Annotated in this window: 22 protein-coding genes; 10 read left to right on the top strand and 12 right to left on the bottom strand. The window is 59.0% G+C overall.

Features of this window, described 5'->3' with window-relative positions; translation table 11 throughout:
* Window positions 1-21: 21 nt before the first annotated feature.
* The 5 genes from GOW09_RS06575 to GOW09_RS06555 form a co-directional block, all read right to left on the bottom strand.
* Window positions 22-1,854: an ABC transporter ATP-binding protein gene (locus GOW09_RS06575; protein WP_171116734.1), complete on the bottom strand. Its 1,833-nt coding sequence runs from the start codon at window positions 1,852-1,854 to the stop codon at window positions 22-24.
* Window positions 1,851-3,689: an ABC transporter ATP-binding protein gene (locus tag GOW09_RS06570; RefSeq protein WP_171116732.1), complete on the bottom strand. Its 1,839-nt coding sequence runs from the start codon at window positions 3,687-3,689 to the stop codon at window positions 1,851-1,853. The genes GOW09_RS06575 and GOW09_RS06570 overlap by 4 nt, the downstream gene beginning before the upstream one ends.
* Window positions 3,690-3,880: 191 nt before the next feature.
* Complete coding sequence (locus GOW09_RS06565; RefSeq protein WP_171116730.1) at window positions 3,881-5,035, bottom strand: CCA tRNA nucleotidyltransferase; 1,155 nt, start codon at window positions 5,033-5,035, stop codon at window positions 3,881-3,883.
* Window positions 5,032-5,646 carry a CoA pyrophosphatase gene (locus GOW09_RS06560; protein WP_152459591.1) on the bottom strand — a complete coding sequence of 205 codons (615 nt, stop codon included), beginning with the start codon at window positions 5,644-5,646 and terminating at the stop codon, window positions 5,032-5,034. The genes GOW09_RS06565 and GOW09_RS06560 overlap by 4 nt, the downstream gene beginning before the upstream one ends.
* A complete protein-coding gene (locus tag GOW09_RS06555; RefSeq protein ID WP_152459592.1) occupies window positions 5,621-6,607 on the bottom strand; it encodes an Hsp33 family molecular chaperone HslO in 987 nt (328 codons plus the stop codon). Before GOW09_RS06555 ends, GOW09_RS06560 begins: the two co-directional genes overlap by 26 nt.
* Window positions 6,608-6,683: 76 nt before the next feature.
* Here GOW09_RS06555 and GOW09_RS06550 point away from each other — a divergent pair, with 76 nt between their 5' ends.
* Entirely contained in the window at window positions 6,684-7,127 is a 444-nt protein-coding gene (locus GOW09_RS06550) for an NUDIX hydrolase (protein ID WP_152459593.1), read from the top strand.
* Here the strand turns inward: GOW09_RS06550 and GOW09_RS06545 are convergent.
* The gene (locus GOW09_RS06545) at window positions 7,124-8,398 is read right to left on the bottom strand and encodes a PP2C family protein-serine/threonine phosphatase (protein ID WP_171116728.1); all 1,275 of its coding nucleotides are present in this window, start codon (window positions 8,396-8,398) and stop codon (window positions 7,124-7,126) included. The two genes, GOW09_RS06550 and GOW09_RS06545, sit on opposite strands and share 4 nt — an antisense overlap.
* 163 nt (window positions 8,399-8,561) lie before the next feature.
* Between GOW09_RS06545 and GOW09_RS06540 the strand changes: the two genes are divergently transcribed.
* Window positions 8,562-8,891, top strand: a complete 330-nt coding sequence (locus GOW09_RS06540; RefSeq protein ID WP_170345824.1) for an Hpt domain-containing protein — start codon at window positions 8,562-8,564, stop codon at window positions 8,889-8,891.
* Here GOW09_RS06540 and ilvA read toward each other — a convergent pair.
* Both ilvA and GOW09_RS06530 read right to left on the bottom strand, forming a co-directional pair.
* Complete coding sequence (gene ilvA, locus GOW09_RS06535) at window positions 8,888-10,114, bottom strand: threonine ammonia-lyase IlvA (RefSeq protein WP_152459596.1); 1,227 nt, start codon at window positions 10,112-10,114, stop codon at window positions 8,888-8,890. The two genes, GOW09_RS06540 and ilvA, sit on opposite strands and share 4 nt — an antisense overlap.
* Window positions 10,115-10,172: 58 nt before the next feature.
* Entirely contained in the window at window positions 10,173-10,904 is a 732-nt protein-coding gene (locus GOW09_RS06530) for a hypothetical protein (protein WP_253284190.1), read from the bottom strand.
* Between the two features lie 177 nt (window positions 10,905-11,081).
* On the opposite strand from GOW09_RS06530, the gene GOW09_RS06525 reads away from it, so the two are divergent.
* From GOW09_RS06525 to msrA, 4 genes are all read left to right on the top strand, one after another.
* A complete protein-coding gene (locus GOW09_RS06525) occupies window positions 11,082-12,308 on the top strand; it encodes an argininosuccinate synthase (protein WP_152459598.1) in 1,227 nt (408 codons plus the stop codon).
* A 32-nt stretch (window positions 12,309-12,340) separates the two neighbouring features.
* Window positions 12,341-12,745, top strand: a complete 405-nt coding sequence (locus tag GOW09_RS06520) for a DUF1810 domain-containing protein (protein WP_171117259.1) — start codon at window positions 12,341-12,343, stop codon at window positions 12,743-12,745.
* 79 nt (window positions 12,746-12,824) lie between these two features.
* Entirely contained in the window at window positions 12,825-13,106 is a 282-nt protein-coding gene (locus tag GOW09_RS06515; protein WP_152459599.1) for an SCP2 sterol-binding domain-containing protein, read from the top strand.
* A gap of 190 nt (window positions 13,107-13,296) precedes the next feature.
* The gene (gene msrA / locus GOW09_RS06510) at window positions 13,297-13,968 is read left to right on the top strand and encodes a peptide-methionine (S)-S-oxide reductase MsrA (RefSeq protein WP_171116724.1); all 672 of its coding nucleotides are present in this window, start codon (window positions 13,297-13,299) and stop codon (window positions 13,966-13,968) included.
* Here msrA and GOW09_RS06505 read toward each other — a convergent pair.
* Both GOW09_RS06505 and GOW09_RS06500 read right to left on the bottom strand, forming a co-directional pair.
* Window positions 13,965-14,837 carry a ribokinase gene (locus tag GOW09_RS06505; RefSeq protein ID WP_171116723.1) on the bottom strand — a complete coding sequence of 291 codons (873 nt, stop codon included), beginning with the start codon at window positions 14,835-14,837 and terminating at the stop codon, window positions 13,965-13,967. The genes msrA and GOW09_RS06505 overlap by 4 nt on opposite strands.
* A 3-nt stretch (window positions 14,838-14,840) precedes the next feature.
* Entirely contained in the window at window positions 14,841-17,096 is a 2,256-nt protein-coding gene (locus GOW09_RS06500; protein ID WP_171116721.1) for an NADP-dependent malic enzyme, read from the bottom strand.
* Between the two features lie 161 nt (window positions 17,097-17,257).
* Between GOW09_RS06500 and mutS the strand changes: the two genes are divergently transcribed.
* Window positions 17,258-19,870: a DNA mismatch repair protein MutS gene (mutS, locus tag GOW09_RS06495; RefSeq protein WP_171117257.1), complete on the top strand. Its 2,613-nt coding sequence runs from the start codon at window positions 17,258-17,260 to the stop codon at window positions 19,868-19,870.
* A gap of 57 nt (window positions 19,871-19,927) precedes the next feature.
* Here mutS and GOW09_RS06490 read toward each other — a convergent pair whose 3' ends face one another.
* Both GOW09_RS06490 and hrcA read right to left on the bottom strand, forming a co-directional pair.
* A complete protein-coding gene (locus GOW09_RS06490) occupies window positions 19,928-20,491 on the bottom strand; it encodes a nucleotide exchange factor GrpE (protein WP_171116719.1) in 564 nt (187 codons plus the stop codon).
* Between the two features lie 10 nt (window positions 20,492-20,501).
* On the bottom strand, window positions 20,502-21,566 hold the full coding sequence (hrcA, locus tag GOW09_RS06485) for a heat-inducible transcriptional repressor HrcA (RefSeq protein WP_152459604.1): 1,065 nt from the start codon (window positions 21,564-21,566) through the stop codon (window positions 20,502-20,504).
* 112 nt (window positions 21,567-21,678) lie between these two features.
* Between hrcA and rph the strand changes: the two genes are divergently transcribed.
* Genes rph through hemW form a run of 3 tightly spaced genes read left to right on the top strand, consistent with a single transcriptional unit; the run spans window position 21,679 to window position 24,147 of the window.
* Window positions 21,679-22,392 (top strand): ribonuclease PH, encoded by a 714-nt coding sequence (rph, locus tag GOW09_RS06480; protein ID WP_171116717.1) that lies wholly within the window; start codon window positions 21,679-21,681, stop codon window positions 22,390-22,392.
* Window positions 22,389-23,003 carry an RdgB/HAM1 family non-canonical purine NTP pyrophosphatase gene (gene rdgB / locus GOW09_RS06475; protein ID WP_171116715.1) on the top strand — a complete coding sequence of 205 codons (615 nt, stop codon included), beginning with the start codon at window positions 22,389-22,391 and terminating at the stop codon, window positions 23,001-23,003. The genes rph and rdgB overlap by 4 nt, the downstream gene beginning before the upstream one ends.
* Window positions 22,993-24,147, top strand: coding sequence for a radical SAM family heme chaperone HemW (gene hemW / locus GOW09_RS06470; protein ID WP_171116713.1), 1,155 nt, complete (start codon window positions 22,993-22,995; stop codon window positions 24,145-24,147). The genes rdgB and hemW overlap by 11 nt, the downstream gene beginning before the upstream one ends.
* Window position 24,148: the final 1 nt, after the last annotated feature.

Genomic DNA, 24,148 nt, shown 5'->3' with positions numbered 1-24,148 from the left:
GCTTTCGCAGCAAAAAAACCCTTATTCCGCAGCTTCCGCCTGAATGAACCCGCCCGACTGGCGGTGCCAGAACCGCGCATACAGGCCGCCCAGGTCCAGCAGCGCCTCATGCGTTCCGGTTTCGACGATCCGGCCCTCGTCCAAAACAACAATCCGGTCCATTTCGCTGAGTGTCGACAGCCGGTGCGCGATGGCCAGCACCGTTTTGCCCTGCATCAACCGATGCAGCGCGGTCTGAATCGAAGCTTCAACCTCGGAATCCAGCGCCGATGTCGCTTCGTCGAGAACCAGAATTGGAGCATCTTTCAGAATGGCGCGCGCCAGAGCGATTCGCTGTCGTTGCCCGCCGCTGAGTTTCACGCCCCGTTCACCCAGATGAGCATCATAGCCTTTTCGACCATGAGCATCTTCAAGACTCAGGATGAAATCATGCGCTTCGGCCTTTTTTGCGGCCTCGATCATCTCGGCCTCTGAGGCGTCCGGCCGGCCATACAGAATGTTCTCACGAGCAGACCGGTTGAACATCGCCGTTTCCTGCGTGACCATTCCTATCTGTCGGCGCAGGCTGTCCTGCGTTACCTGTGACACGTCCTGGCCATCGATACAAATGGCGCCACTTTCCCTGTCATAGAGCCTGAGCAACAGTGAGACGAGCGTGGATTTCCCCGCCCCGGATGCACCGACAATGCCCAGCTTTTCGCTCGGGTTGACGGTCAGGCTCAAATCCGTGACGCCACCGATATCGCGCCCGTAAGCAAAGCTGACGCCTTCGAAGGAAATCGACCCTTCGGTCACATCAAGGTCCGTCGCCCCGCGCATATCTTCGACCCGGTCACGCTTGGTCAGCGTTTTCATCCCGTTTTCGATTTCACCGACATTGGCATACAGCCCCATCAAGGTGAAACTGACCCAACCGGTCATCTGAGCAATACGGATCGAAACCGCCCCGGCAGCCACGATATCCCCGGCGGTCGCCATGCCGCCCTTCCACAGCCACAAGGTCGCGCCCAGCAGCAAGACAGGCAGGACACCGGCCAGCGTCATAAGGATGAACCGGAAACTTGCCGACAACTTGCCGAAATCCAGCGATTTTTCACGCAGATCCACCATCGATTCACGCGCCGCCTGATCTTCGAATTCTGAGTGGGCGAACAGCTTCACGGTTTTGATGTTGGTGATCGTATCGACCACCTGCCCGGACACCATCGCCCGCGCCCCGGCCCGCGCGGCGGAACGTTTGCGGATGCGCGGCAGATACCAGCGCACCAGCATGAAATACACCGCCAGCCATGCCGCGAAGGGCAGCATCACCAAAGGATGAATAGACCCTAACAAAAACAAAGACCCCACCAGAGACGCCAGGGCAAACACAATCGCGCTGATCGTTTCCGACACGACCGAAGCCATGGCGTTCGATGTCTGCATCTGCTTTTGCGCGATCCGACCGGCAAAATCATCGTCGAAATAGGTCACCGACTGACCCAAGGTCCAACGGTTCAGCTTGGCCAGAACCAAAGGTGTGATGTTTGGCATGACAATGTAGTTGTTCGACAAGGATGACAGGCCAAACAGGATCGGGCGAAGCAACATGAAGAAGGCGGCCGCACCGAGGATCATCCACATATTTGCAGCGGTCAGAAAATTCTCGGGCCCGCTGGCGGTCGCCACATCAATCACGCGGCCCAGCATCCATGCCGTGACCGCCTCCATCGCGCCTGCAATGGCCGAGAAGAACGCCGCAACAAACAGCATCGGCCACGCCCCGGACAGGCTCCAGCGGATGAACGCCCCCAACGTCTGCGGTGGGGGCGTTTCGATGTTCCTGAACGGATAGATGAGGTCGGCAATCCTCATTCAGCAGCCTCCGGGTTCATGAAACCACCAGATTGCCGCGCCCAGAATTGGGCGTAAAGGCCACCTTGCGCCAGAAGATCGGAATGCGTGCCTTCCTCGACGATACGGCCTGCATCCATCACCAGAATGCGATCCATCTGCGCGATGGTACTGAGCCTGTGGGCAATGGCGATTACGGTTTTTCCTTGCATCATGCCGTAGAGGGTTTCCTGAATTGACGCTTCGACCTCAGAATCTAGGGCGGATGTCGCCTCATCCAACAACAAGATCGGCGCATCCTTCAAGATCACCCGCGCCAGCGTCACACGCTGCCGCTGGCCACCTGACAGCTTCACCCCCCGTTCACCGACATGCGCGTCGTACCCGGTCCGACCCTGCGGATCTTGCAAATCGAGGATGAACTCATGTGCTTCGGCCTGTTTGGCGGCGGCGATCATCTGCGCCTCGGACGCATCTGGCCGGCCATAAAGGATGTTGTCGCGGACCGAGCGATGCAGCAAGGCGCTGTCTTGTTGAACCATACCGATATGGCTGCGCAGGCTGTCCTGGGTGACATGCGCAATGTTCTGACCGTCAATATAAATCGCACCGCGTTCGACGTCGTAGAACCGCAACAGCAGCTTTACCAGGGTCGATTTGCCAGCACCGGAACGACCGATCAAACCAATCTTTTCGCCGGGCTGGACGGTCAGGTTTATATGGTCCAAACCGCCCGCCTCGCGACCATAGTGATGCGAGAGGTCGCGGATCTGGATTTCACCCTTGCCAAGTCGCAAGGGTTTCGCGTCAGGCGCATCAAGCAAATCGATGGGCTGGGCAATGGTCTCCATCCCCTCGGACACGATACCAAGTTGGCGGAAAAAGCTGGTCAGGGCCCACATGATCCATCCGGTCATGGCATTCAGGCGCAGGGTCAAGGCCGTAGCCGCCGCAACAACACCGACCGAAGCGCTGCCTTGCATCCACAAGGCAATCGCCCAGCCGACAATACCCACGATCAGCATACCGTTCAACGTGACCAGAACGGCATCCATAATAGTGAAAATCCGCATTTCGATCTGAAATGTCCGACGGGTTTCCTCGATCGCCTCGCGGGCATAGTCCAGCTCTTGCGGGCCATGGGCAAACATTTTGACCGAATGGATGTTGGTATAGCTGTCCACCACCCGCCCCGTGACCGTCGAACGCGCATCCGAGGCCGCTTTTGACGCCGGACCAACACGCTGAACGGTCCAGCGCACCAGCATGGCGTAGAATCCGAACCAGATCAGCAGCGGGATCAACAAACGCGGATCCGCCGCATACAGCAGAATCGCCGCACCGATCAAATAGGCCAACGAAAAGGAAATCGCGTCAAAAACCTGAAAGACCACTTCACCCGCCGCTGGAGGTGTCTGCATGATCCGGTTTGCAATCCGCCCGGCAAAGTCGTTTTCGAACCAGCCAACCGACTGACGCAACACGTGTTTGTGCGCACGCCAACGGATCAGCGTACCAAAGTTCGGCAAAATCGTATTGTTCAGCAGAAGTACGTCGACCAAATGCAGAAGCGGACGCAACAGCAACACAAAGGCTGCCATCAACAACAATTCCGTTCCGTGATTTTGCCAGACCTCTGCCGGCGTGCCGCCCAACAGATCCACTACGCGACCCATGTAGTAGATCAGCCCGATTTCAACACCCGCGACGATTATGGAAACCAGCGCCGCCCAGAAAAATACCCGGAAAAAGGGCCGCGAATAATCCAGCATGAAGGGCCACAACCGCGTCGGCGGTGCGTCAGCCTCACGGTAGGCAACAAAAGGGTCAACAAGGTTTTCGAAATAGCGAAACATGGAAAGTGCTCCGATTGAGCAGGAAAACAGACGTGCGAAGAAAGATGGCGCCTGAACACCACCCTTTACGGGGCAGGTGTCCCGGCTTTAGCCGAACCAGATCCCGTAATACATTCGCATTCCTCCATCCATGTGACAGGCGCAACTAAGCACAAAGGATCCGAGATGTCATCCCCTTTTGAGACTTCGCGCTAATGTGCCAACAACTCTTCGCGTGACAGCGAAAAACCGGATGCGATCCAGCGTTTTTCCAGCTCGGCCAGCTTCTTGCCCAGCGCCGGGCCGGTGAAGTTGGGGATCAGATCTCTGGCCTGGACAGGGAAACGCGCTGCTGCGCCTGCATGCAGATCGCGCCGCAAATCTTCGGACCAGGGTTGTTCCAGAAAGGCGCAGCGCAAAAGCGTCTCGTGCAATCCCCCTTCATCGCCATAGCGGTATCCCAGTTCAGCAATACTGGTTGTGGACTGTGCTTCTTCACGCATCCTGATCAGGCGTTGCAACTGCGAACGGCTCAACCGCAATGTCGCGGCATCATCGGGCGAGGCAATGGCTGCCAGACGACGCACCGGATCGGGATCGGCACCAGCCGCCTGTTCCAGCGCGATCAAAGGGGCCAAAGACCGATCGTCCGCCCCCGGCAACACCCGGGCCAAAACACCGGTACTGCGCATGGTCGCAACGGCAGGGGCCGGATCAGGCGATGCCAGCAATTTCAGCAGCTCTGCCCCGATCCGCTCGCGCGACAATGACTCCAGCCCGTCAAGATTGGCGCCGATGGCGGCCAGGGCATCGGGGTCGAAACCGCCATCCGGATCCCCGTACCAGGCGTGAAAACGGAAGTAGCGAAGCGAGCGGAGATAGTCTTCGCGAATGCGGTTCTCGGCGGTTCCAATGAACCGCACCAACCGGGCCTCGAGGTCGGGAAGACCACCCAGAGGGTCCAGCACGGTGCCATCGGGTTGGGCATAGAGCGCGTTCATGGTGAAATCCCGTCGCGCCGCGTCTTCTTCGACATGATCGGAAAATGCCACCACCGCGCGGCGGCCATCGGTTTCCACGTCACGGCGGAAGGTGGTGACCTCGTGCGGGATGCCCGCGCTGACCACCGTGATCGTACCATGCTCGATGCCGGTCGGAATGGCCCTGAGCCCGGCGGCCTGCGCCAGCTCGACGATCTGCCCGGGCCTTGCATCGGTGGCGATGTCGATATCCGACACTGGAGCACCAAGCAGCGCGTTGCGCACGCATCCACCCACGAAAAGCGCCTGAGCCCCGGATGAGGTCAGGGCCGAACAGACCTTTTGCGTCGCTGGTTCACTGATCCAAGCTTCGTCAATCAGCATCATTCATTCACCCGTGCAGCAAGCCCGCGCAATATGCGGGCGGTCGCGCCCCAAATGTAATAGGGGCCGTACGGAACTGCGTAGTATCTGCGTCTCTGGCCGCGCCATCGGCGCGACTCGACCAGATAATTCTCAGGATTCAAAAGATGGGCAAGGGGGGTCGAGAAAACTTCGTCCACTTCGCCGGGTTCAGGCACGGGTTGGAACCTGTCCCGCAAAACTGCGACAACCGGTGTTACTGTGAACGAGGTCACGGTCTCATGCGTCGGCAGAAATCCCAGGATCTCGGGCATTTCAGGGGGCAGGCCGATCTCTTCCTCAGCTTCCCGCAGAGCCGCAGCCGTAACATCAGCATCGGTTTCGTCCTGTTTGCCACCGGGAAAGGCGATCTGGCCCGGGTGATGCTTCAACGCGGATGAGCGTTTGGTCAGGATGACCTGCGGTGTGTCATCAGCCAGGGAAATGGCCACCAGAACACCGGCGGGTCGCAACCGTCGTCCGGGCGGCAGAACGGTATCCGGGTTCAAGTCAAAGTCGCTGGACCCGTGACCGGGGCGGCGCAGGGCCGCCCGGATCTTTTCAACCGGGTCATGCACCTTTGGGGTCTTCGGCATCGAATCCGACAGTTGCCGGGTCCAACACATAATGAGCCCCGCAGAACTGACAATCCGCGGTGACTTCGCCCTCGGGCGTGGTCATCTTTTCGATATCCTTGGCCGAATAGATCGACAGGCTCTGTCGCACACGATCCTCGGAACAGGTGCAGCCAAATTGCACGGACTGCGCATCATAGACACGCGGCTGTTCCTCGTGAAACAGGCGAACCAGAAGGTCGGTCGGCGCAACAGAGGGGCCGATCATCTCCAAATCCTCGACGGTATCCAGCAGGATATTGACGCGACCCCAGTTTTCACCTTCTTCGCCATCGACCAGATCGGCAGCGGTCAGGATGTCACCGGTTCCTTCACCCGACGCGGCAAAGGGCGACGCTTTGGGCATGTGTTGCAGCATGATGCCGCCTGCACGCCAATGCTCGCCCACGCCCGGCTCGGTCGATTTGCCGAAGCTCAGCGAAAACCGCGTCGGCAGCTGTTCGGATTGCGCAAAATACGACTCGGCGCAGGCGCTCAGCGATCCACCGGCCAGCGGAGTGATGCCCTGATACGGCTGCGTGCCCTCTCCCTGATCGATCATGATGGCAAAATACCCTTCGCCCACCTGATCGAAAGGCGCAGAATTGGAAAGCCGGTCCCGGTCAAAGCTGGCATAAGCCCGTATCTGGGCGGGCTGGCCCTCTTCCTGCGGCGCATAATAGTCGGTTGCGATCATGCGCACCGCCCCTTTGGACTGTACCTGCAACGACAGTTTCCAGCGCAACGCAACCGTTTGGCCGATCAACGCGGTCAGCAAGGCCATCTCGGCCACAAGCGCCTCGACCTGCTCGGGATAGTCATGCTGTTTCAGGATACCATCCAGCACGCCATCCAGACGGGCCACGCGGCCGCGCATGTCGGATGCATCAAGTTGAAAGGGCAGGACGGTATCGTCCCACGCGATTTTTGTTCCAAGAGACATGGGGTTTCCTTACACGCCACGGGTTGGCATACCGGCACCATATAGGTCGTACAGATCGGGTTGAAAGGGGCCATACATGATCAGGCGGTTCGGTGAAACCCCCGAGACGGGGCGGAAATACACCCGAAGGGTTGGCGTATATGCCCTTTTGCCACGTGGCGGCCAATTGCTGTTGACCTGTCAGACCGAACCGGGCCCGGATCTGCAATTGCCGGGTGGAGGCATCGATCCGGGCGAATCACCGATTTCGGCCTTGCATCGCGAAGTCTATGAAGAAACCGGGTGGCACGTTGCCAACCCGCGTCGGATCGGCGCTTTTCGCCGGTTCACCTATATGCCCGAATACGATCTGTGGGCCGAAAAAGTCTGCCTGATCTACCGCGCCCGTCCCGTACGCCGCAAAGGCCCGCCGAGTGAGGCATTCCACGAAGCACTGTGGATGGAAGCCGCCGATGCCGTTGAATTGCTGGGCAATGACGGTGACCGGCACTTTGCGGAAATGCATCTCAGTTCGCTTTAAGGCCCGTTATATTCAAAGAAAACGGCGGATACGTCATCCCCAATGCCATCTTTGGGCGAAATCTCCTGGGTCAATCGCCAGAACATGTCGTCCAGAAACTCCGACCCGCCCTTTTCAGAAATGCACTGCTGGGCCATCTGTCGCAAACCGTCTTCCTCCAGCAAACCGCCTTCGGCAAGCTGACATTCGGTAAATCCGTCCGAATACACCAACAGTTTGTCGCCGGGTTTCATGTGAATCTCGATTTGCTGAAAACTCGCATCTTCGATCAGCCCGATCGGCAACCCGCCATCGCCCAGAAATTCAGTGCTGCCATCCTGCCGCAGCAGAAGCGGATACGGATGCCCGGCCTGCACCATCTTGAGATGCCCGTTTCGAAGATCCACAATGGCGTAGACCATCGTGAAATATTCCTCGATCCCTTCATCCGCCATCAATCGGGAATTGAGCATGCTTGCGACGTCTTCCGGAGGCAGCAGTGCATAGAATTTGTTGAACCTCCTCTCCATTGCGACATTTTGATCGAAATGCTTGCTGGAAAGATAACCGCCCAGACGCGCCGTCATCATGGCCGAGGTGATGCCATGTCCGGATACATCGATGCTGTAGAACCCCAGCCGATTGACCCCGGGCGAAAACATGCCAACAAGGTCTCCTCCGATATGGCCACAGGGTTTCAACAACAGGCTGACCCGGGATTTTCCAAAGCTCCGCGTAAATTCCGGGACCAGCGATTCCTGGATTTTTCGGGCCTGAATGAGGTCCTTGTCGATCGCGTCATGCGCCAGCCTGAGTTCTTCCAGCGCGGATTCGATCAGGCGGTTTTTCTGTGAAAGCTCGCGCTGCATGTCCAGAATGCGCGCGCCTGCGGATATGCGCGCCCGCAATTCATCCGCCTCAAGGGGTTTGATCAGAAAATCGTCTGCCCCGGCATCCAGTCCGCGCGCAACCTCCTGCTTTTCACTTTTGGAAGTCAGAAGGATGAAATAACAATATTGATCGGTATCCAGGGCGCGAAACGCATTGCAGAACTCAAGCCCGCTCATCCCCGGCATGACCCAATCGCTGAGAACAAGATCGGGCGGATCGTCCAGACAATGCGCCAGGGCGGCATCGCCCGTATCGGCCTCAACCACCTCAAAGCCCCATTTTCTGAGCGATGCGACCAAGATGCGCCGCTGCAGACGGCTGTCATCAACCACCAGCACCTTACGGATCGCGCCGAAATCCAGATCTGATCTGGTTTCCTTAAGACTCGCCCTTGGTACCATTTACCCTCTGACCTGATGCGTTCATTCACACAGGGCGATCCTAGTAGCGACGGTTTTAACATCCGGTGAAGACCGAAGGCCGCAATCCCGCTGGGCTGTTAACCCGGTTTTTACTGGTGTTGCCTATTCCTGAAAACGCATGTTCAACGGCAGGTGACGCAGTATGATCCACTGGGGCAGAGTCCGACAATTGCGGGACGAGGTTGGCCCGGATGAGTTTGATGAGGTGGTCGACATCTTTCTGGAAGAAGTGCAGGAGGTCATCGCCCGCTTGCATCAGGATACAAGCCGGTCCGAACTGGAACAGAATCTGCATTTCCTGAAGGGCAGCGCGCTCAGTCTTGGATTCGACCAGTTCTCGAAACTCTGTCAGGACGGCGAACGGCAGGCGGCCGCGGGTCAGGGCGAGGATGTCGATCTGCCCGCTATTCTGGCCGTATTTGACAGCTCGAAACAGAAATTCGAGGCTGAGCTGCGCCAGAATCTGGATTAAATCACGAACTGCGCCAGAGTTTCGTCTTCGGTTATATCGGTGTAGGTGAACCCTGCCTCATCCAGATGCGCAAACAGACGCATGAAGTTTTCAGGCTTGCGGGTTTCAATCCCGATCAGGACCGAACCGAAATTGCGGGCCGATTTTTTCATGTATTCAAAGCGGGCGATATCGTCCTCGGGGCCGAGAATACCCAGAAACTCTTTCAACGCGCCGGGGCGCTGCGGCAGGCGCAGGATGAAATACTTCTTCACTCCGGAATAGCGTTGGGCGCGTTCTTTGACCTCGGGCAGGCGTTCGAAATCGAAATTGCCACCGGATGTCACGCAGACTACGGTCTTGCCCCGCACAAAGCTTTGAATATCGCCCACCGCTTCGATCGCCAGCGCGCCAGCGGGCTCCAGAACGATGCCTTCGACATTCAGCATCTCGATCATGGTGGTGCAGATTCGGTCCTCGGACAGAACCAGCACATCCGACAGGTGGCGAGACTTCAGCAATTCAAACGGTTTCTCGCCGATCCGTCCAACCGCAGCGCCATCGACGAAGGTATCCACATGATCCAGCGACACAGGATGCCCCGCAGCCAGTGCAGCGCGCAAACAGGCACCACCAGCCGGTTCGACAAACAGACAATGGCTGCGATCCCCGAACCATGTCGCCACGCCCGAGGACATGCCGCCGCCGCCAACCGGCAAAACGACGTGATCCGGCACACCGCCCATTTGCTCTTCGATCTCGACCGCCAGTGAGGCCTGGCCTTCAATGACATCAGCGTCATCGAAGGGTGACAGGAAATACCCGCCCTGCTGCGCGCACCATGCTTGCGCGGCGGCCAAAGTATCGTCGAAATAGTCGCCAGTCAGGTGGATCTCGATATTGTCGCCGCCGAAAATGCGGGTCTTTTGAATTTTCTGCTGCGGCGTCGTCACCGGCATGAAGATCACTCCGCGCACGTCCAGATGCTTGCACATGAACGCCACGCCCTGCGCGTGGTTGCCAGCACTGGCACAGACGAACAGGTCCTGCCCCTGCTGCTTGCGCATGGCATTGAACGCACCACGGATCTTGTAGGAGCGCACCGGGCTGAGGTCTTCGCGCTTAAGCCAGATATCGGCCCCATAACGGTCAGACAAATGGGCATTCCGTTGCAACGGTGTTGCCGGAAACACGGTGCGCATCGCCTGTTCGGCAGCGCGGGCGCAGGTCATGAAATCAGTCATGTCGATTTCCCTGCCCCATCATCGCGATAAGGGCAAGGAATACATATGTGTACGCCGCTCAGGACAGTTCGCGTTTTTCGATGAAGATTCCGTACATCGTGGTCAGGATACTGACATTGATCATCGGCAGAATGAGCGTGCCAAAGAACGCGGTCAGCAATACGCCCAGCACCGGTATTATTGCCAGAAGGGTGAAAGCCAGCTGCACCAGAATCTGGAACAGGAGGGCGACGAGTAGCAGCAACAAGATTGCACCGCTGACCCCGGACGTGTTGTTCCATGCCTCACCGATCGATATGGGATTTCCTATCGCCGCTGCGGGCAGAATAATTGACAGGCGATAGAAGCACACGACCAGAAAAACGGTGTAAACAATCACCAGAATGGTCGAAATCACCGCAAGGCTTTCACCTAGTGCAGCAGCGACCAGACCCATGGGGATATACGCGATCACCATCAAAATCCCCAACATCAGAAAACGACCGAAATAGGCAAGAATCCTGTCGAAGCGGAATGTCGGGAGTATTCCCGTGGGATACTCTTCCATCAGGATGAAGCGGTGCCATGACACCGCAATCCAGAACATCGTGACGGACATTACCGCCAGCAAAACGACCACAAAAACAAAGGCTGAACCTGCAGTTGCACCTGACGGCAACGCGCCTGCATTGTCTTCAAGCGCCTCAAGCGGAATACCAAGCGCCAAGAACACGCCCACGATGATGATCGTCGCAATAAGAGCAGGGCCAACCGTAATCTGCAGCACCTGCTTGATGTTCCCGAATACCATCCGCACAGAATGCAAGAAAATCTGCCATCCCAACATTTGAAACCGCCCCTTCAACCAATGCTTGTTTTTCTCTGCACCCGTTTCACCCCAATTCAGGTACTGCGTCAATCCTCACAACTTGCCCCCGCGCGCAAAACCCGCTAGGGGCCAATCGTTCTACGCATAAAGGGAAGTCAGATGTCCGCGCCCAAGAAAGTTGTTCTGGCCTATTCCGGTGGCCTTGATACCTCGATCATCCTAAAATGGCTGCAGACCGAGTATGGTTGTGAGGTCGTCACCTTCACCGCCGATCTGGGTCAGGGTGAAGAGCTGGAGCCCGCCCGCAAAAAGGCCGAGCTGCTGGGGATCAAGCCCGAGAACATCTATATCGAGGATATCCGCGAAGAATTCGTGCGCGACTTTGTCTTCCCGATGTTCCGCGCCAATGCGCAGTACGAAGGGCTGTACCTTCTGGGCACGTCCATCGCGCGCCCCCTGATTTCGAAACGTCTGGTCGAAATCGCCGAAGCCACCGGCGCTGACGCCGTGGCACATGGTGCGACCGGCAAGGGCAACGATCAGGTTCGGTTCGAACTGGCGGCCTATGCGCTGAACCCCGACATCAAGGTGATCGCACCCTGGCGCGAGTGGGATCTGACCAGCCGCACCAAGCTGCTGGAATTCGCCGAACAGAACCAGATCCCGATTGCCAAGGACAAGCGCGGCGAGGCCCCCTTCTCGGTCGATGCCAACCTGTTGCACACCTCGTCCGAGGGCAAGGTTCTGGAAGACCCCGCCGATATGGCGCCCGACTATGTCTATCAGCGCACCGTCCACCCCGAGGACGCGCCCGATCAGCCGGAATTCATCGAGATCGGCTTTGAAAAAGGCGACGCGGTCAGCATCAATGGCGAGGCGATGAGCCCCGCGACCATCCTGACCAAGCTGAACGAATATGGCGGCAAGCACGGCATCGGCCGTCTGGATCTGGTCGAAGGCCGGTTCGTTGGCATGAAATCGCGCGGCATCTATGAAACACCCGGCGGCACCATCCTGCTTGAGGCGCATCGCGGCATCGAATCCATCACCATGGACCGCGGCGCGATGCACTTGAAAGACCAGCTGATGCCGCAATATGCGGAACTGATCTACAACGGCTTCTGGTACTCGCCCGAACGCGAAATGCTACAAGCCGCGATCGACAAGAGCCAGGAACACGTCACCGGCACCGTCCGCGTGAAGCTGTACAAGGGTCTGGCCTCAACCGTGGGCCGCTGGTCGGATCACTCGCTGTATTCCGAAGCGCATGTGACCTTCGAAGAAGACGCGGGTGCCTATGATCAGAAAGACGCCGCGGGCTTCATCCAACTGAACGCGCTGCGGCTGAAACTGCTGGCCGCGCGCGACAAGCGGTTGTCCAAGTGACCGAAGATGACGGTCTGAACGACGAACTGGAAATGTTCATCGAAGCGCAGGACACGGTCTGGGCCGATGTCCTGCGTGAACTGGAACAGGGGCAGAAGACCAGCCACTGGATGTGGTTCGTGTTTCCGCAACTGGCCGAGCTGGGCCAGTCCCATATGGCGCAGCTTTACGGCATCGAAGATCTGGATGAAGCCACGCGCTATCTGAACCACCCGGTACTGCGCCACCGTCTGACGCAAGCGGCCTCGTTGATGTTGCTGCATCAGGGGCGCGCCGCCAGCGACATTCTGGGTGGGGTTGACGCGAAAAAGCTTCGCTCTTCGATGACATTGTTTTCCTTGGTGGCAGATGCTCCGGCCGAGTTTCAGGCAATTCTTGACGCTTTCTACGATGGCGAGCCTTGCGCGCGAACCGTTCAGAGCCTTGGCGCATCGTGATCGGAAGTTCCAGTCGGGTCAGCCTTGCCTGTTCGATACCTGACGTTTTACGCATTCGGAAACTGCGAAAGGAACCCGGATGCTTCAGCATATCGCCGACGAAATTCAAAAAGGCCTGAACGGCAAAACCTTTGACGGCTCATTGAAATTCGATTGTGGCGAGGACGGCGTGATTGTTCTGGCCGACAGTCAGGCATCGACACAGGACCAGGAAACGGATTGCACGATCCGCATCTCGCAGGACAACCTGACCAAGCTTCTGACCGGAAAACTGAACCCGATGACAGGTGTCGCTTTGGGCAAGCTCAAAATCTCGGGCAATATGGGCGTTGCGATGAAACTGGGGCAGTTGCTGGGTTAAGCCGAAGGCAGGTTCACCGCGGAATTCCACCTCGCCGGGGCTCCCTGTCCCACCGCCAAGACGGCCTGCGCAAGCTGTTCCACTGACATCCGCCGCCGATAAACTTGCCTCACCAGCCCGTGACATCAGATGTCAGGCAATTGAATGTCCTTCGGGTTCGGGTCACCTTGGTGCCGAAAGGAGACCCGACATGTCACGAACCGCTTATCTGGAAGCTTTCAAACCGGCCATTCTTTTCACCCTGATCACGTTGGCTGCGATGTTGCGCGCCCTGCCCGCCCCCGCGGCAGGGGCCGAAACGCTGACAGTTGCGGGGGGCTGTTTCTGGTGTGTCGAGTCCGATTTTGAATCGGTACCGGGCGTTGTCGGGGCCGTGTCGGGCTATACCGGCGGCAAATCGGCCAACCCCACCTATGATCAGGTCTCCAAAGGTGGAACCGGCCATTATGAAGCGGTTCAGATCACTTTCGATCCGGCCCGGGTGTCACGTGAAACGCTTCTGAACATGTTCTTCCGCTCGGTTGACCCCACGGATGCCGGTGGTCAGTTCTGTGACCGGGGCGACAGCTATCGAACCGCAATTTTCGTCTCTAACGCGGGCGAAAAGGCGTTGGCAGAACAGGCAAAGAAAGACGCAGAGCGGGCATTGGGCCAAAAGGTGGTCACCCCGATCCTGAACGCGGGCACGTTTTACCCTGCCGAGGCCTATCATCAGGATTATTACAAAGGGAACAAGCTGATCTTTACCCGCTTTGGGCCCAAACGTCAGCAAAACGCCTATAAAGCATATCGCAAAGCCTGTGGCCGTGACGCGCGTGTCAAACAGCTTTGGGGTTCAGATGCACCTTTTGCCGGTTCTTAATCGAAGGTCGCGTCGCGCACTTCTCTCAGATCGGGAATGACATCCGCAGTCCCGTGCCGCGTGACCATCAGGGCAGCGGCGCGGTTCGCTTGCAGAATGGCCTGTTCCATCGGCATTCCCCGATCCATTCCAGCCAGTACGTAGCCGGTAAAAGTATCACCTGCCCCGGTGGTATCCACGGCCTGCACCTTGTGGGCCGAAAATTCCACCGGGTCATTGCCCTGCTGCAAATACCGTGCCCCTTTTGCGCCCAGCGTGACAATGACATGCCGCACGGGCAGGTCAGCCGCACCCATCCCGGTTTCCTGCCGCAACTGTTCGGCCTCGATCTCGTTCAGGATCAGGAAATCCAGATAGGGCAGAACCGCCTGAACCGCCTGTGCCTGAAACGGCGCGGCGGCATAACACACGGTCAATCCAAGTTTGCGCCCGAATTGCGCGGCTTCGACCTGTGCGTTGGTTTCATTCTGCAAGATCAGCAGATCACCGGTGCTTGCCGATGACAGGGCCTGCCCAAGATGGCTGATATCCAAGGCATGGTTGGCCCCCGGATAGAGGATGATCAGATTCTCGCCCTCGGCGTCCACCGCAATGATCGCGTGCCCCGTCGGCAGGTCCACCTCCGAGATATAGCGTGTGTCCACGCCATATTCCGTCAGTCGGTCCTTCGCCCAGCGGCCATCATGCCCGACGGCACCGATATGGCTGACGCGCGATCCGGCCCGCGCAGCCGCCACTGACATATTGGCACCTTTTCCGCCAAGGAACCGATCCAGCCCGTGGGCGGCCAGAGTTTCCCCCGGCGCAGGCAGATGCGGCAGGTCATAGACCATATCCGCGTTGATCGAGCCGAGGTTCCAGATCGTCATGGTTTATCCGATGTCGCACGAGGCCAGAATGGCCATGTTCAGAATATCGTTCGCGGTTGAGACGGTCGAGCAAATCTGAATCGGCTTGTCGACGCCCGACAGGATCGGCCCGATCACGGTGGCACCGCCCATTTCCTGCATCAGCTTGGTCGAAATCGACGCTGAGTGTCGTGCGGGGACGATCAGGATGTTCGCAGGCCCAGTCAGGCGTGAAAACGGATAAGCCGCTTGCTGATCCACGTTCAGGGCAACATCCACTGTCATTTCGCCCTCATACTCGAAATCGACACCGCGCTGGTCCAGAACCGCCGGCGCTCGGTGCATCTTCTCGGCACGTTCCGAAACCGGGTATCCAAATGTCGAGAAGCTGACAAAAGCAACCCGGGGCTCCAGACCCATATGTCGGGCCACTGCTGCGGAACGCTCGGCAATGTTGGCCAAATCGTTTTCATCCGGCCATTCATGCACCAGTGTATCACCGATCAGAACGATCCGGCCTTTATGCAGAAGTGCCGTCACACCGGCAGCACCATGGGCGGCATCGGCATCGAACACATGATTGATACGATCAATTACGTGTGCCGATTTTCGTGTTGCACCTGTGACCAACCCGTCTCCGTGGCCATGGGCAAGCATCAGGGATGAGAACACATGGCGGTCCCGCGCGGCCAGTCGGTGAATATCCTTGCGGTCAAAGCCTTTACGCTGCAAACGCTCATAGAGGAAATTCGAATACGTCTCGAGATGCGCGGTGTTGGCAGCGTTCACAACCTCGATTTCCCGCACAGCATCGCCAAGACCAGTGGCTTCCAGTTTGTCTTTAACATCATCTGCCCGACCGACCACGAGCGCCTTACCAAAGCCTGAACGTTGGTACATGACGGCGGCACGCAGCACGCGGGGATCATCGCCCTCGGCAAAAATCATGCGGCTTTGCGCCTGTCGCGCCCGGGCGTTCAGCCCGCGCAGGATGCTTGCGGTCGGGTCCATCCGGGACTTCAGGCTCAGCTCATACGCATCCATGTCGATGATCGGACGGCGGGCTGCGCCGGTATTCATCCCCGCCTTGGCAACAGCGGGCGGAATACGGTGGATCAGGCGCGGATCAAACGGCGTGGGAATGATGTAGTCGCGCCCGAAGGTCAGCGATTTGCCATAAGCCATCGCGACCTCATCCGGCACGTCTTCGCGCGCCAGATTGGCCAGTGCATGGGCACAGGCGATCTTCATCTCGTCATTGATGGCGCGGGCGTGAATGTCCAGCGCGCCGCGGAACAAATAGGGAAAGCCCAGAACGTTGTTGACCTGGTTCGGATAATCGCTGCGCCCGGTCGCCACGATGGCGTCCACGCGCACTTCGTGCGCCTCTTCCGGGGTGATTTCCGGATCGGGGTTGGCCATGGCGAAGATCACCGGATTATCGGCCATGCTTGCGACCATCTCCTGCGTGACCGCGCCCTTGACCGAAACACCAAGAAAGACGTCCGCGCCCTTCATGGCTTCTTCCAGAGTACGCAGATCCGTGGTGATCGCATGGGCCGACTTCCACTGGTTCATGCCCTCGGTACGGCCCTGATAGATCACACCCTTTGTGTCGCAGACGATGCAGTTTTCGTGCCGCGCGCCCATCGCCTTGAGCAATTCGATACAGGCGATCCCCGCCGCCCCGGCCCCGTTCAGAACGATCTTCACATCCTCGATCTTCTTGCCCGAGATATGCAGCGCATTGATCAAACCGGCCGCGCAAATCACGGCCGTGCCGTGCTGGTCGTCGTGAAAGACGGGGATGTCCATCTCTTCTTTCAGGCGCTGTTCGATGATGAAACACTCGGGCGCCTTGATGTCTTCCAGGTTGATACCGCCAAAGGTCGGCCCCATCAGTCGCACCGCCCGGCAGAATTCATCCGGGTCTTCGGTGTCCAGCTCGATATCGATCGAGTTCACGTCGGCGAACCGCTTGAATAGAACGGATTTCCCCTCCATCACCGGTTTCGAGCCCAGCGCGCCAAGGTTGCCAAGACCCAGAACCGCCGTTCCGTTCGAGATCACAGCGACAAGATTGCCCTTGTTGGTATAGTCATACGCGGTTTCCGGCGCCTCGGCGATGGCTTCACATGGGACGGCCACACCCGGGCTGTAGGCCAATGACAGATCTCGCTGCGTGGTCATCGGGACGGTGGCCTGCACCTCCCACTTGCCGGGGGTCGGGTCGAGGTGAAAGGCCAGCGCCTCTTCTTTGGTGATCTTCGCTTTGGGCATCGGATATGTCGTTTCTTTACATCTGTTGGGCTTTTGCCTCATAGCGCAGGCAAAGGCGCGTCTCAACGACAATACGTTTTCACCTTTCGTCGCAGGGGCCGGGTTTGTAAGGTCGCGCCGGAATACGCCAGAGGGGAGCAGCCTTGTCCAACGTCACGCCGATGATGGCGCAATACCTGGAAATCAAAGAGGCCCACGCGGATGCCCTGCTGTTTTACCGCATGGGCGATTTCTACGAGATGTTCTTTGAAGACGCCGTGAACGCCGCCGAGGCGCTGGACATCGCCCTGACCAAGCGCGGCAAGCACAATGGCGAAGACATCCCCATGTGCGGCGTGCCGGTGCATTCGGCCGAAGGCTATCTGCTGACGTTGATCCGCAAGGGCTTTCGCGTCGCCGTCTGCGAACAGATGGAAAGCCCGGCCGAGGCCAAGAAAAGAGGCTCTAAATCGGTGGTAAAGCGCGATGTGGTGCGCCTTGTCACCCCCGGCACCCTGACCGAGGACGCGCTGTTGGAGGCGCGCCGCCACAACTTTCTGGCCGCCTATGCCGAGGTGCGCGACGAGGCCGCACTGGCCTGGGCGGACATATCGACCGGGGCGTTTCACGTGATGCCGCTGACCTCGGTCCGGCTGAGCCCCGAGCTGGCCCGGCTGGCCCCGTCGGAACTGATCGTGGCAGACAGCGTGCAGGAAAAACTGAATGAGCCGGTCAGCGATTTGGGTATTTCTCTCACCCCTGTCGGACGGGCCAGTTTTGACAGCACGGCGGCTGAAAAACGCATCTGCGGGTTGTTTCACGTGGGCGCGCTGGACGCGTTCGGCAGCTTTGGACGCGCCGAAGTGTCCGCGATGGGCGCGCTGATCGACTATCTGGAGATCACACAGAAGGGCAAATTGCCCCTGTTGCAAACGCCGCTGAAAGAATCCGAAGATCGCGTCGTGCAGATCGACGCGGCCACCCGCCGCAACCTGGAACTGACGCGCTCATTGTCCGGCGGGCGGGCCGGATCGCTGCTGTCGGTGGTGGACCGCACGGTGACCCCGGGCGGCGCACGCCTGTTGGAACAACGTCTGTCCAGCCCCTCGCGCAATCTGGATGTCATCCACGCGCGGCTGGACGCGGTCGATTTTGCCGCCCAGGACAGCCTGATCACCGCCGATCTGCGCGAAGCCTTGCGCAAGACGCCCGATCTAGACCGCGCCCTGTCGCGCCTGTCGCTGGACAGAGGCGGCCCGCGCGACTTGGCCGCCATCCGCAACGGGCTGTCGCAGGCGCAGGCAATTGCCGAAATCTGCGCAGATCAGGACCTGCCGGTGCTGCTGGCGACAGCGGTGCAGAACCTTGTGGGATTCGACGATCTGCTCGACCTGCTGGATCAGGCGCTGGTCGCCGACCCGCCACTGCTGGCGCGCGATGGCGGCTTCATCGCGCCGGGCTTTGACGCCGAACTGGACGAGGCCCGCACCCTGCGGGACGAAGGCCGCTCGGTCATTGCCGGGTTTCAGCAGAAATACGCGGAACATACCGGCATCGCCTCGTTGAAGATCAAGCACAACAACGTGCTGGGCTATTTCATCGAAACCACAGCCACCCATGCCGAGAAGATGCTGAACCCGCCGTTCAGCGAGACCTATATCCACCGCCAGACCACCGCCAACCAGGTGCGGTTCACCACGGTTGAACTTAGCGAGATCGAAACCCGCATCCTGAACGCCGGCAACCTGGCTCTTGAAATCGAAAAAAGGCTCTATCAAAGGCTTTCTGATGAAATTTTGAGCTTCGCTGCGCGACTTAATCAAGCCGCCCGAGGGCTGGCCGAACTGGATCAGACCACCGCGCTGGCAGATCTGGCCCGCGGAGAAAACTGGTGCAGACCACAGGTAGACGCCTCCCGGGCGTTCAGCGTTCAGGGCGGTCGGCATCCGGTGGTAGAGCACGCGCTGCGCCAGCAAAACGGTAATGCCTTCATCGCCAATGACTGCGACCTCAGCACCGAGGACGGCGCCGCCATCTGGTTGCTGACCGGCCCCAACATGGCCGGTAAGTCGACCTTCCTGCGCCAGAATGCGCTGATCGCCCTGTTGGCCCAGATGGGCAGCTACGTCCCGGCCGAGCAAGCTCATATCGGCGTGGTCAGCCAGCTTTTCAGCCGCGTGGGCGCCTCTGACGATCTGGCAAGGGGCCGGTCGACATTCATGGTCGAGATGGTGGAAACCGCGGCCATCCTCAACCAGGCCGATGACCGGGCGCTGGTGATCCTCGACGAAATCGGGCGTGGCACCGCCACCTATGACGGCCTGTCCATCGCCTGGGCCACGCTGGAACATCTGCACGCCGCCAACCGCTGCCGCGCGCTGTTTGCCACGCATTACCACGAGCTGACCGCGCTGGCCGGCAAGCTGGAAGGCGTCGAAAACGCCACCGTCGCGGTCAAGGAATGGGACGGCGAGGTGATCTTCCTGCACGAGGTCCACAAGGGCGCCGCCGACCGCTCCTATGGCGTGCAGGTCGCGCAATTGGCCGGGCTGCCCGCATCCGTGGTCGAACGCGCCCGCGTGGTTCTGGACCAGTTGGAGAAAACGGAACGTGAGGGCGGCAAGCAGAAGGCGCTGATCGACGATCTGCCGCTGTTTTCCGCCGCACCGCCCCCGCCGCCGGTCCCGAAAGCGTCGCCCGTCACCGATATGCTGGACCAGATCCTGCCGGACGAGCTGACCCCGCGCGAAGCCCTCGATCTGATCTACAAACTGAAAGAGGCGGCCAGATCCTGACCGCCCCTTCATCTTTTCCCAAATACTCTCGCCGAAGGCCGTGCCCTTGGGCGCGTATCAGCTGGCCGGGGTTGACGACACGCCCACCTGTGCCGGGCGCAGCAGGCGATCGTGCAACATAAACCCTTCGGCGGACACCTGAATGATGTCTCCTGCCTTGGTTCCGGGAACAGGCGCCTCGAACATGGCCTCATGCACGTTCGGATCAAACCGGTCGCCCACTTCGGGTGTGATCACTTCGATTCCGTGCTTCTGGAACACATCCTTCAAAGCGCGCATGGTCAATTCGACGCCTTCCAGCAAACCAGCAGCCACTTCTTTCTGCTCATCCGTCGCAGCTTCAAGGGCGCGTTTCATGTTGTCATAGACGGGCAGCATATCGCGGGCCAGCTTGGACCCGCCATACTGTTCCGCATCGCGGCGCGCCTTGTCGCTGCGCTTGCGCATGTTTTCGGCATCCGCCAGCGCGCGCATGAACTTGTCTTTATAGTCATCCCGTTCGGCCCGCAGCGCGTCCAGTTCCAGTTCTTCTTCGCTGATATCCATCAGCTCTTCGGCCAGCTCTTCGGCCTCGGCGGTTGCGATATCGTCCAGAAAATCTTCGTTCTTCGGCTCTGCCATCTTTTACCCTCTAGCTCCGGTCGGATATCAGCTTGCCGACCAGTTGCGCCGTATAATCCACGATCGGTACGATCCGCCCATAATTCAGACGTGTGGGTCCGATAACCCCCACCGCACCGATTATCTTTCGATCAGCGTTCATATAAGGAGACACCACCAAAGAGGAACCCGAAAGTGAGAAAAGTTTGTTCTCAGACCCGATAAAAATGCGCACACCCTCGCCTTCTTCGGTCAATTCAAGGAATTCGGCGATGTCTCGCTTGCGCTCAAGGTCATCGAACAGGGTGCGGATGCGGTCAAGTTCCTCGGCCTGACCGGGTTCGTTCAAAAGATTCGCGCGCCCGCGCACGATCAAACGGGCCGAGTCGCTTCCGTCTCCGTCCCAAACGGCCATTCCGCTTTCGACCATCTCACGCGCCAGAGTGTCGATTTCCTGCTTGCGCGCATCGATCTGCGTCTGCATTTGCCGCCGCACTTCGCTGAGTGTCCGCCCCTCGATGAGTGCGTTCAGGAAATTCGCGGCCTCGCGCATGGAACTGGGCGTTTGCCCAGGTGGCGGCGTGAACAGCCGGTTTTCTACATGTCCGTCCGAGAAAACCAAAACCACCAAAGCCCGATCATGGCCCAGAGAAACAAATTCGATATGTTTGATTTCCGATTCATGCTTGGGCGTCAGAACCAGCGAGGCCCCTTGTGTCACGTTCGACAAGGCAGAGCCGACACGGTCCAGCATTCCACCGACATCACCCGTGTTAGAGCCTAATGTCTGCTCCAGTTTCTGCCGGTCATCGGCACCCAGGTCGCCAACCTCAAGCAATCCGTCCACAAACATTCGCAGGCCTTGCTGCGTCGGGATTCGGCCGGCGCTGACATGGGGGCTATCCAGAAGGCCCAGAAACTCCAGATCCTGCATCACATTGCGGACAGTTGCAGCACTGACTTTTTCTGACAACGTACGCGTCAAAGTACGGCTGCCGACGGGCTCTCCGCTTTCCAGATAGCTCTCGACAATCAGCCGGAACACTTCGCGTGACCGGTCGTTCATCTCGTCCAGAATCTTGCTCGCTTCGCTCATCCGTGTTCCCCTGCTCGTTTGTCATTAAATAGCAGGCAAATGAAAGGTCAATCGGGGTTGCATCGTAACGCTGCGGGGCGTTATCCCCAACCCAGCAAACAAAGGAATTCCGATGCGACCCTCTGGAAGAGATTTAAGTGAAATGCGCGCCGTTTCAATCGAGACGGGAGTCACGAAACATGCCGAAGGTTCCTGCCTGATCAGAATGGGCGACACGCATGTTCTGTGCACCGCTACGATCGAAGATCGCGTGCCGCCGTTTATCAAGGGCTCGGGCCTGGGATGGGTCACAGCCGAATACGGCATGCTGCCCCGCGCCACCAATACGCGGATGCGGCGGGAGGCGGCCGCGGGCAAACAAGGGGGCCGCACGGTCGAAATCCAGCGCCTGATCGGCCGCGCCCTGCGCGCCGGCGTTGATCGGGTTGCTCTGGGTGAGCGTCAGATCACCGTGGACTGTGATGTGATCCAGGCCGATGGCGGCACCCGCTGCGCCTCGATCACCGGCGGCTGGGTCGCGCTGCGGCTGGCGGTGAACAAGCTGATGAAGGCCGGCGACGTGATCTCGGACCCGTTGGTTGATCCGGTCGCGGCTGTGTCCTGTGGCATTTATGCGGGTCAGCCGGTGCTGGACCTTGATTACCCCGAAGACAGCGAAGCGGGCGTAGATGGCAACTTCATCATCACCGGATCCGGCAAACTGATCGAAGTGCAGATGAGCGCCGAAGGCTCGGTCTTCAGCCGCGCCCAAATGGATCAACTGATGGATCTGGCGGAAAAAGGCGTGTCCGAACTGGCGGCCGCGCAAAGGGCCGCCACCGCATGACCCGCAAGTTCGACGGCGACAGGTTGCTGGTCGCCACCCACAACAAAGGCAAGCTCGAAGAGATGGCGCATCTGCTCGAGCCCTTTGGCGTGACGGTCGTGGGCGCGGCCCAGATGGACCTGCCCGAGCCGGAAGAGACCGAGGACACATTTGTCGGCAACGCCCGGATAAAGGCTCACGCCGCCGCACAGGCCACCGGACTGCCCGCCCTGTCCGACGATTCCGGGATCACCATCGACGCGCTGAACGGAGCGCCGGGCGTGTACACGGCTGATTGGGCCGAAACCGGAAATGGCCGCGATTTTCTGATGGCCATGACCCGCGCCCATGATGAGCTCGAAGCAAAAAACGCACCGCACCCCCGCACGGCCCAATTCCGCTGCACATTGGTTCTGGCCTGGCCCGACGGGCACGACGAGGTGTTCGAAGGCGTCGCGCCCGGTCATCTGGTCTGGCCGATCCGCGGCAAGGATGGGTTCGGCTATGACCCGATGTTTGTCCCCGACGGCTACGACATTACCTTTGCCGAGATGGATCGCTGGGAAAAGAACAAGATCAGCCATCGCGGTCGCGCGGTGGAAATGTTCGTGAAAGGCTGCTTTGGCGGATGATTGGCGCAACGGGGGCTTTGGCCTGTACGTGCATTGGCCCTTTTGCGAGGCCAAATGCCCCTATTGCGACTTCAACAGCCACGTTTCCAGAAATATTGATCAAAACCAATGGCTTAACGCCTATCTGTCCGAGCTTCACCGATCCGCTGCCGAAACGCCCGATCGGGTTCTGAACACGATCTTCTTTGGCGGCGGCACCCCGTCGCTGATGGCGCCCGAAACCGTGGCCGCCGTGATCGACACCGCCCGCGCCCTGTGGCGGCCCGCCAATGACATGGAAATCACGCTCGAGGCCAATCCCGGTTCGGTCGAGGCCGGGCGGTTCGCTGCCTATCGCGATGCAGGCGTGAACCGGGTTTCGATGGGCATTCAGGCGATGAATGACGAAGACCTGAGGCGGCTGGGCCGCATCCACACCGTGGCAGAGGCCCGCGCCGCCTTTGACATCGCCCGAAACTGTTTCAACCGGGTCAGCTTTGACCTGATCTATGCGCGCCAACACCAGACGCTGGACGCCTGGCAAAAGGAACTGACCCAAGCGCTATCGATGGCCATCGACCACCTGTCGCTCTATCAATTGACGATCGAAGACGGGACGGCCTTTGGGGATCGATACGCCGTCGGTAAGTTACGCGGCTTGCCCGAAGATGACAGTGCCGCCGACATGTATCTGGCCACGCAGGAAATCTGCGAAGCACATGGCTTGCCGGCCTATGAGGTTTCGAACCATGCCCGACCGGGCGCAGAATCGCAGCACAACCTGATTTACTGGCGGTATGGCGACTATGTGGGCATCGGCCCCGGCGCCCATGGGAGGATTACCCTGAATGGTCAGAAATACGCGACCGAAACCTATCTGAACCCCCAGCGTTGGCTTGATGCCGCCAATCAAGGCTGTGGTGAAAAGAACCGCAGCGCGTTGCCCCTTGAAGATCAGGCAAATGAATACCTTATGATGGGTATGAGAATTACTGAGGGACTAGATATGGACAGGTGGCAAACTTTGTCTGGCCGCTCTCTTCCCTCTGAAACCATAGATCATCTGACCGACATCAACATGGTTCGGCGCAGCAACGGGCGCCTCATCGCCACATCAGATGGGCGCGCCGTATTGAACGCAGTCATCCGGGAGCTGTTGGACTGAG

The organism is Ruegeria sp. HKCCA5463 (assembly GCF_013034175.1).
Taxonomy (GTDB): domain Bacteria; phylum Pseudomonadota; class Alphaproteobacteria; order Rhodobacterales; family Rhodobacteraceae; genus Ruegeria.
This window is presented reverse-complemented; position numbering and strand designations above follow the sequence as displayed.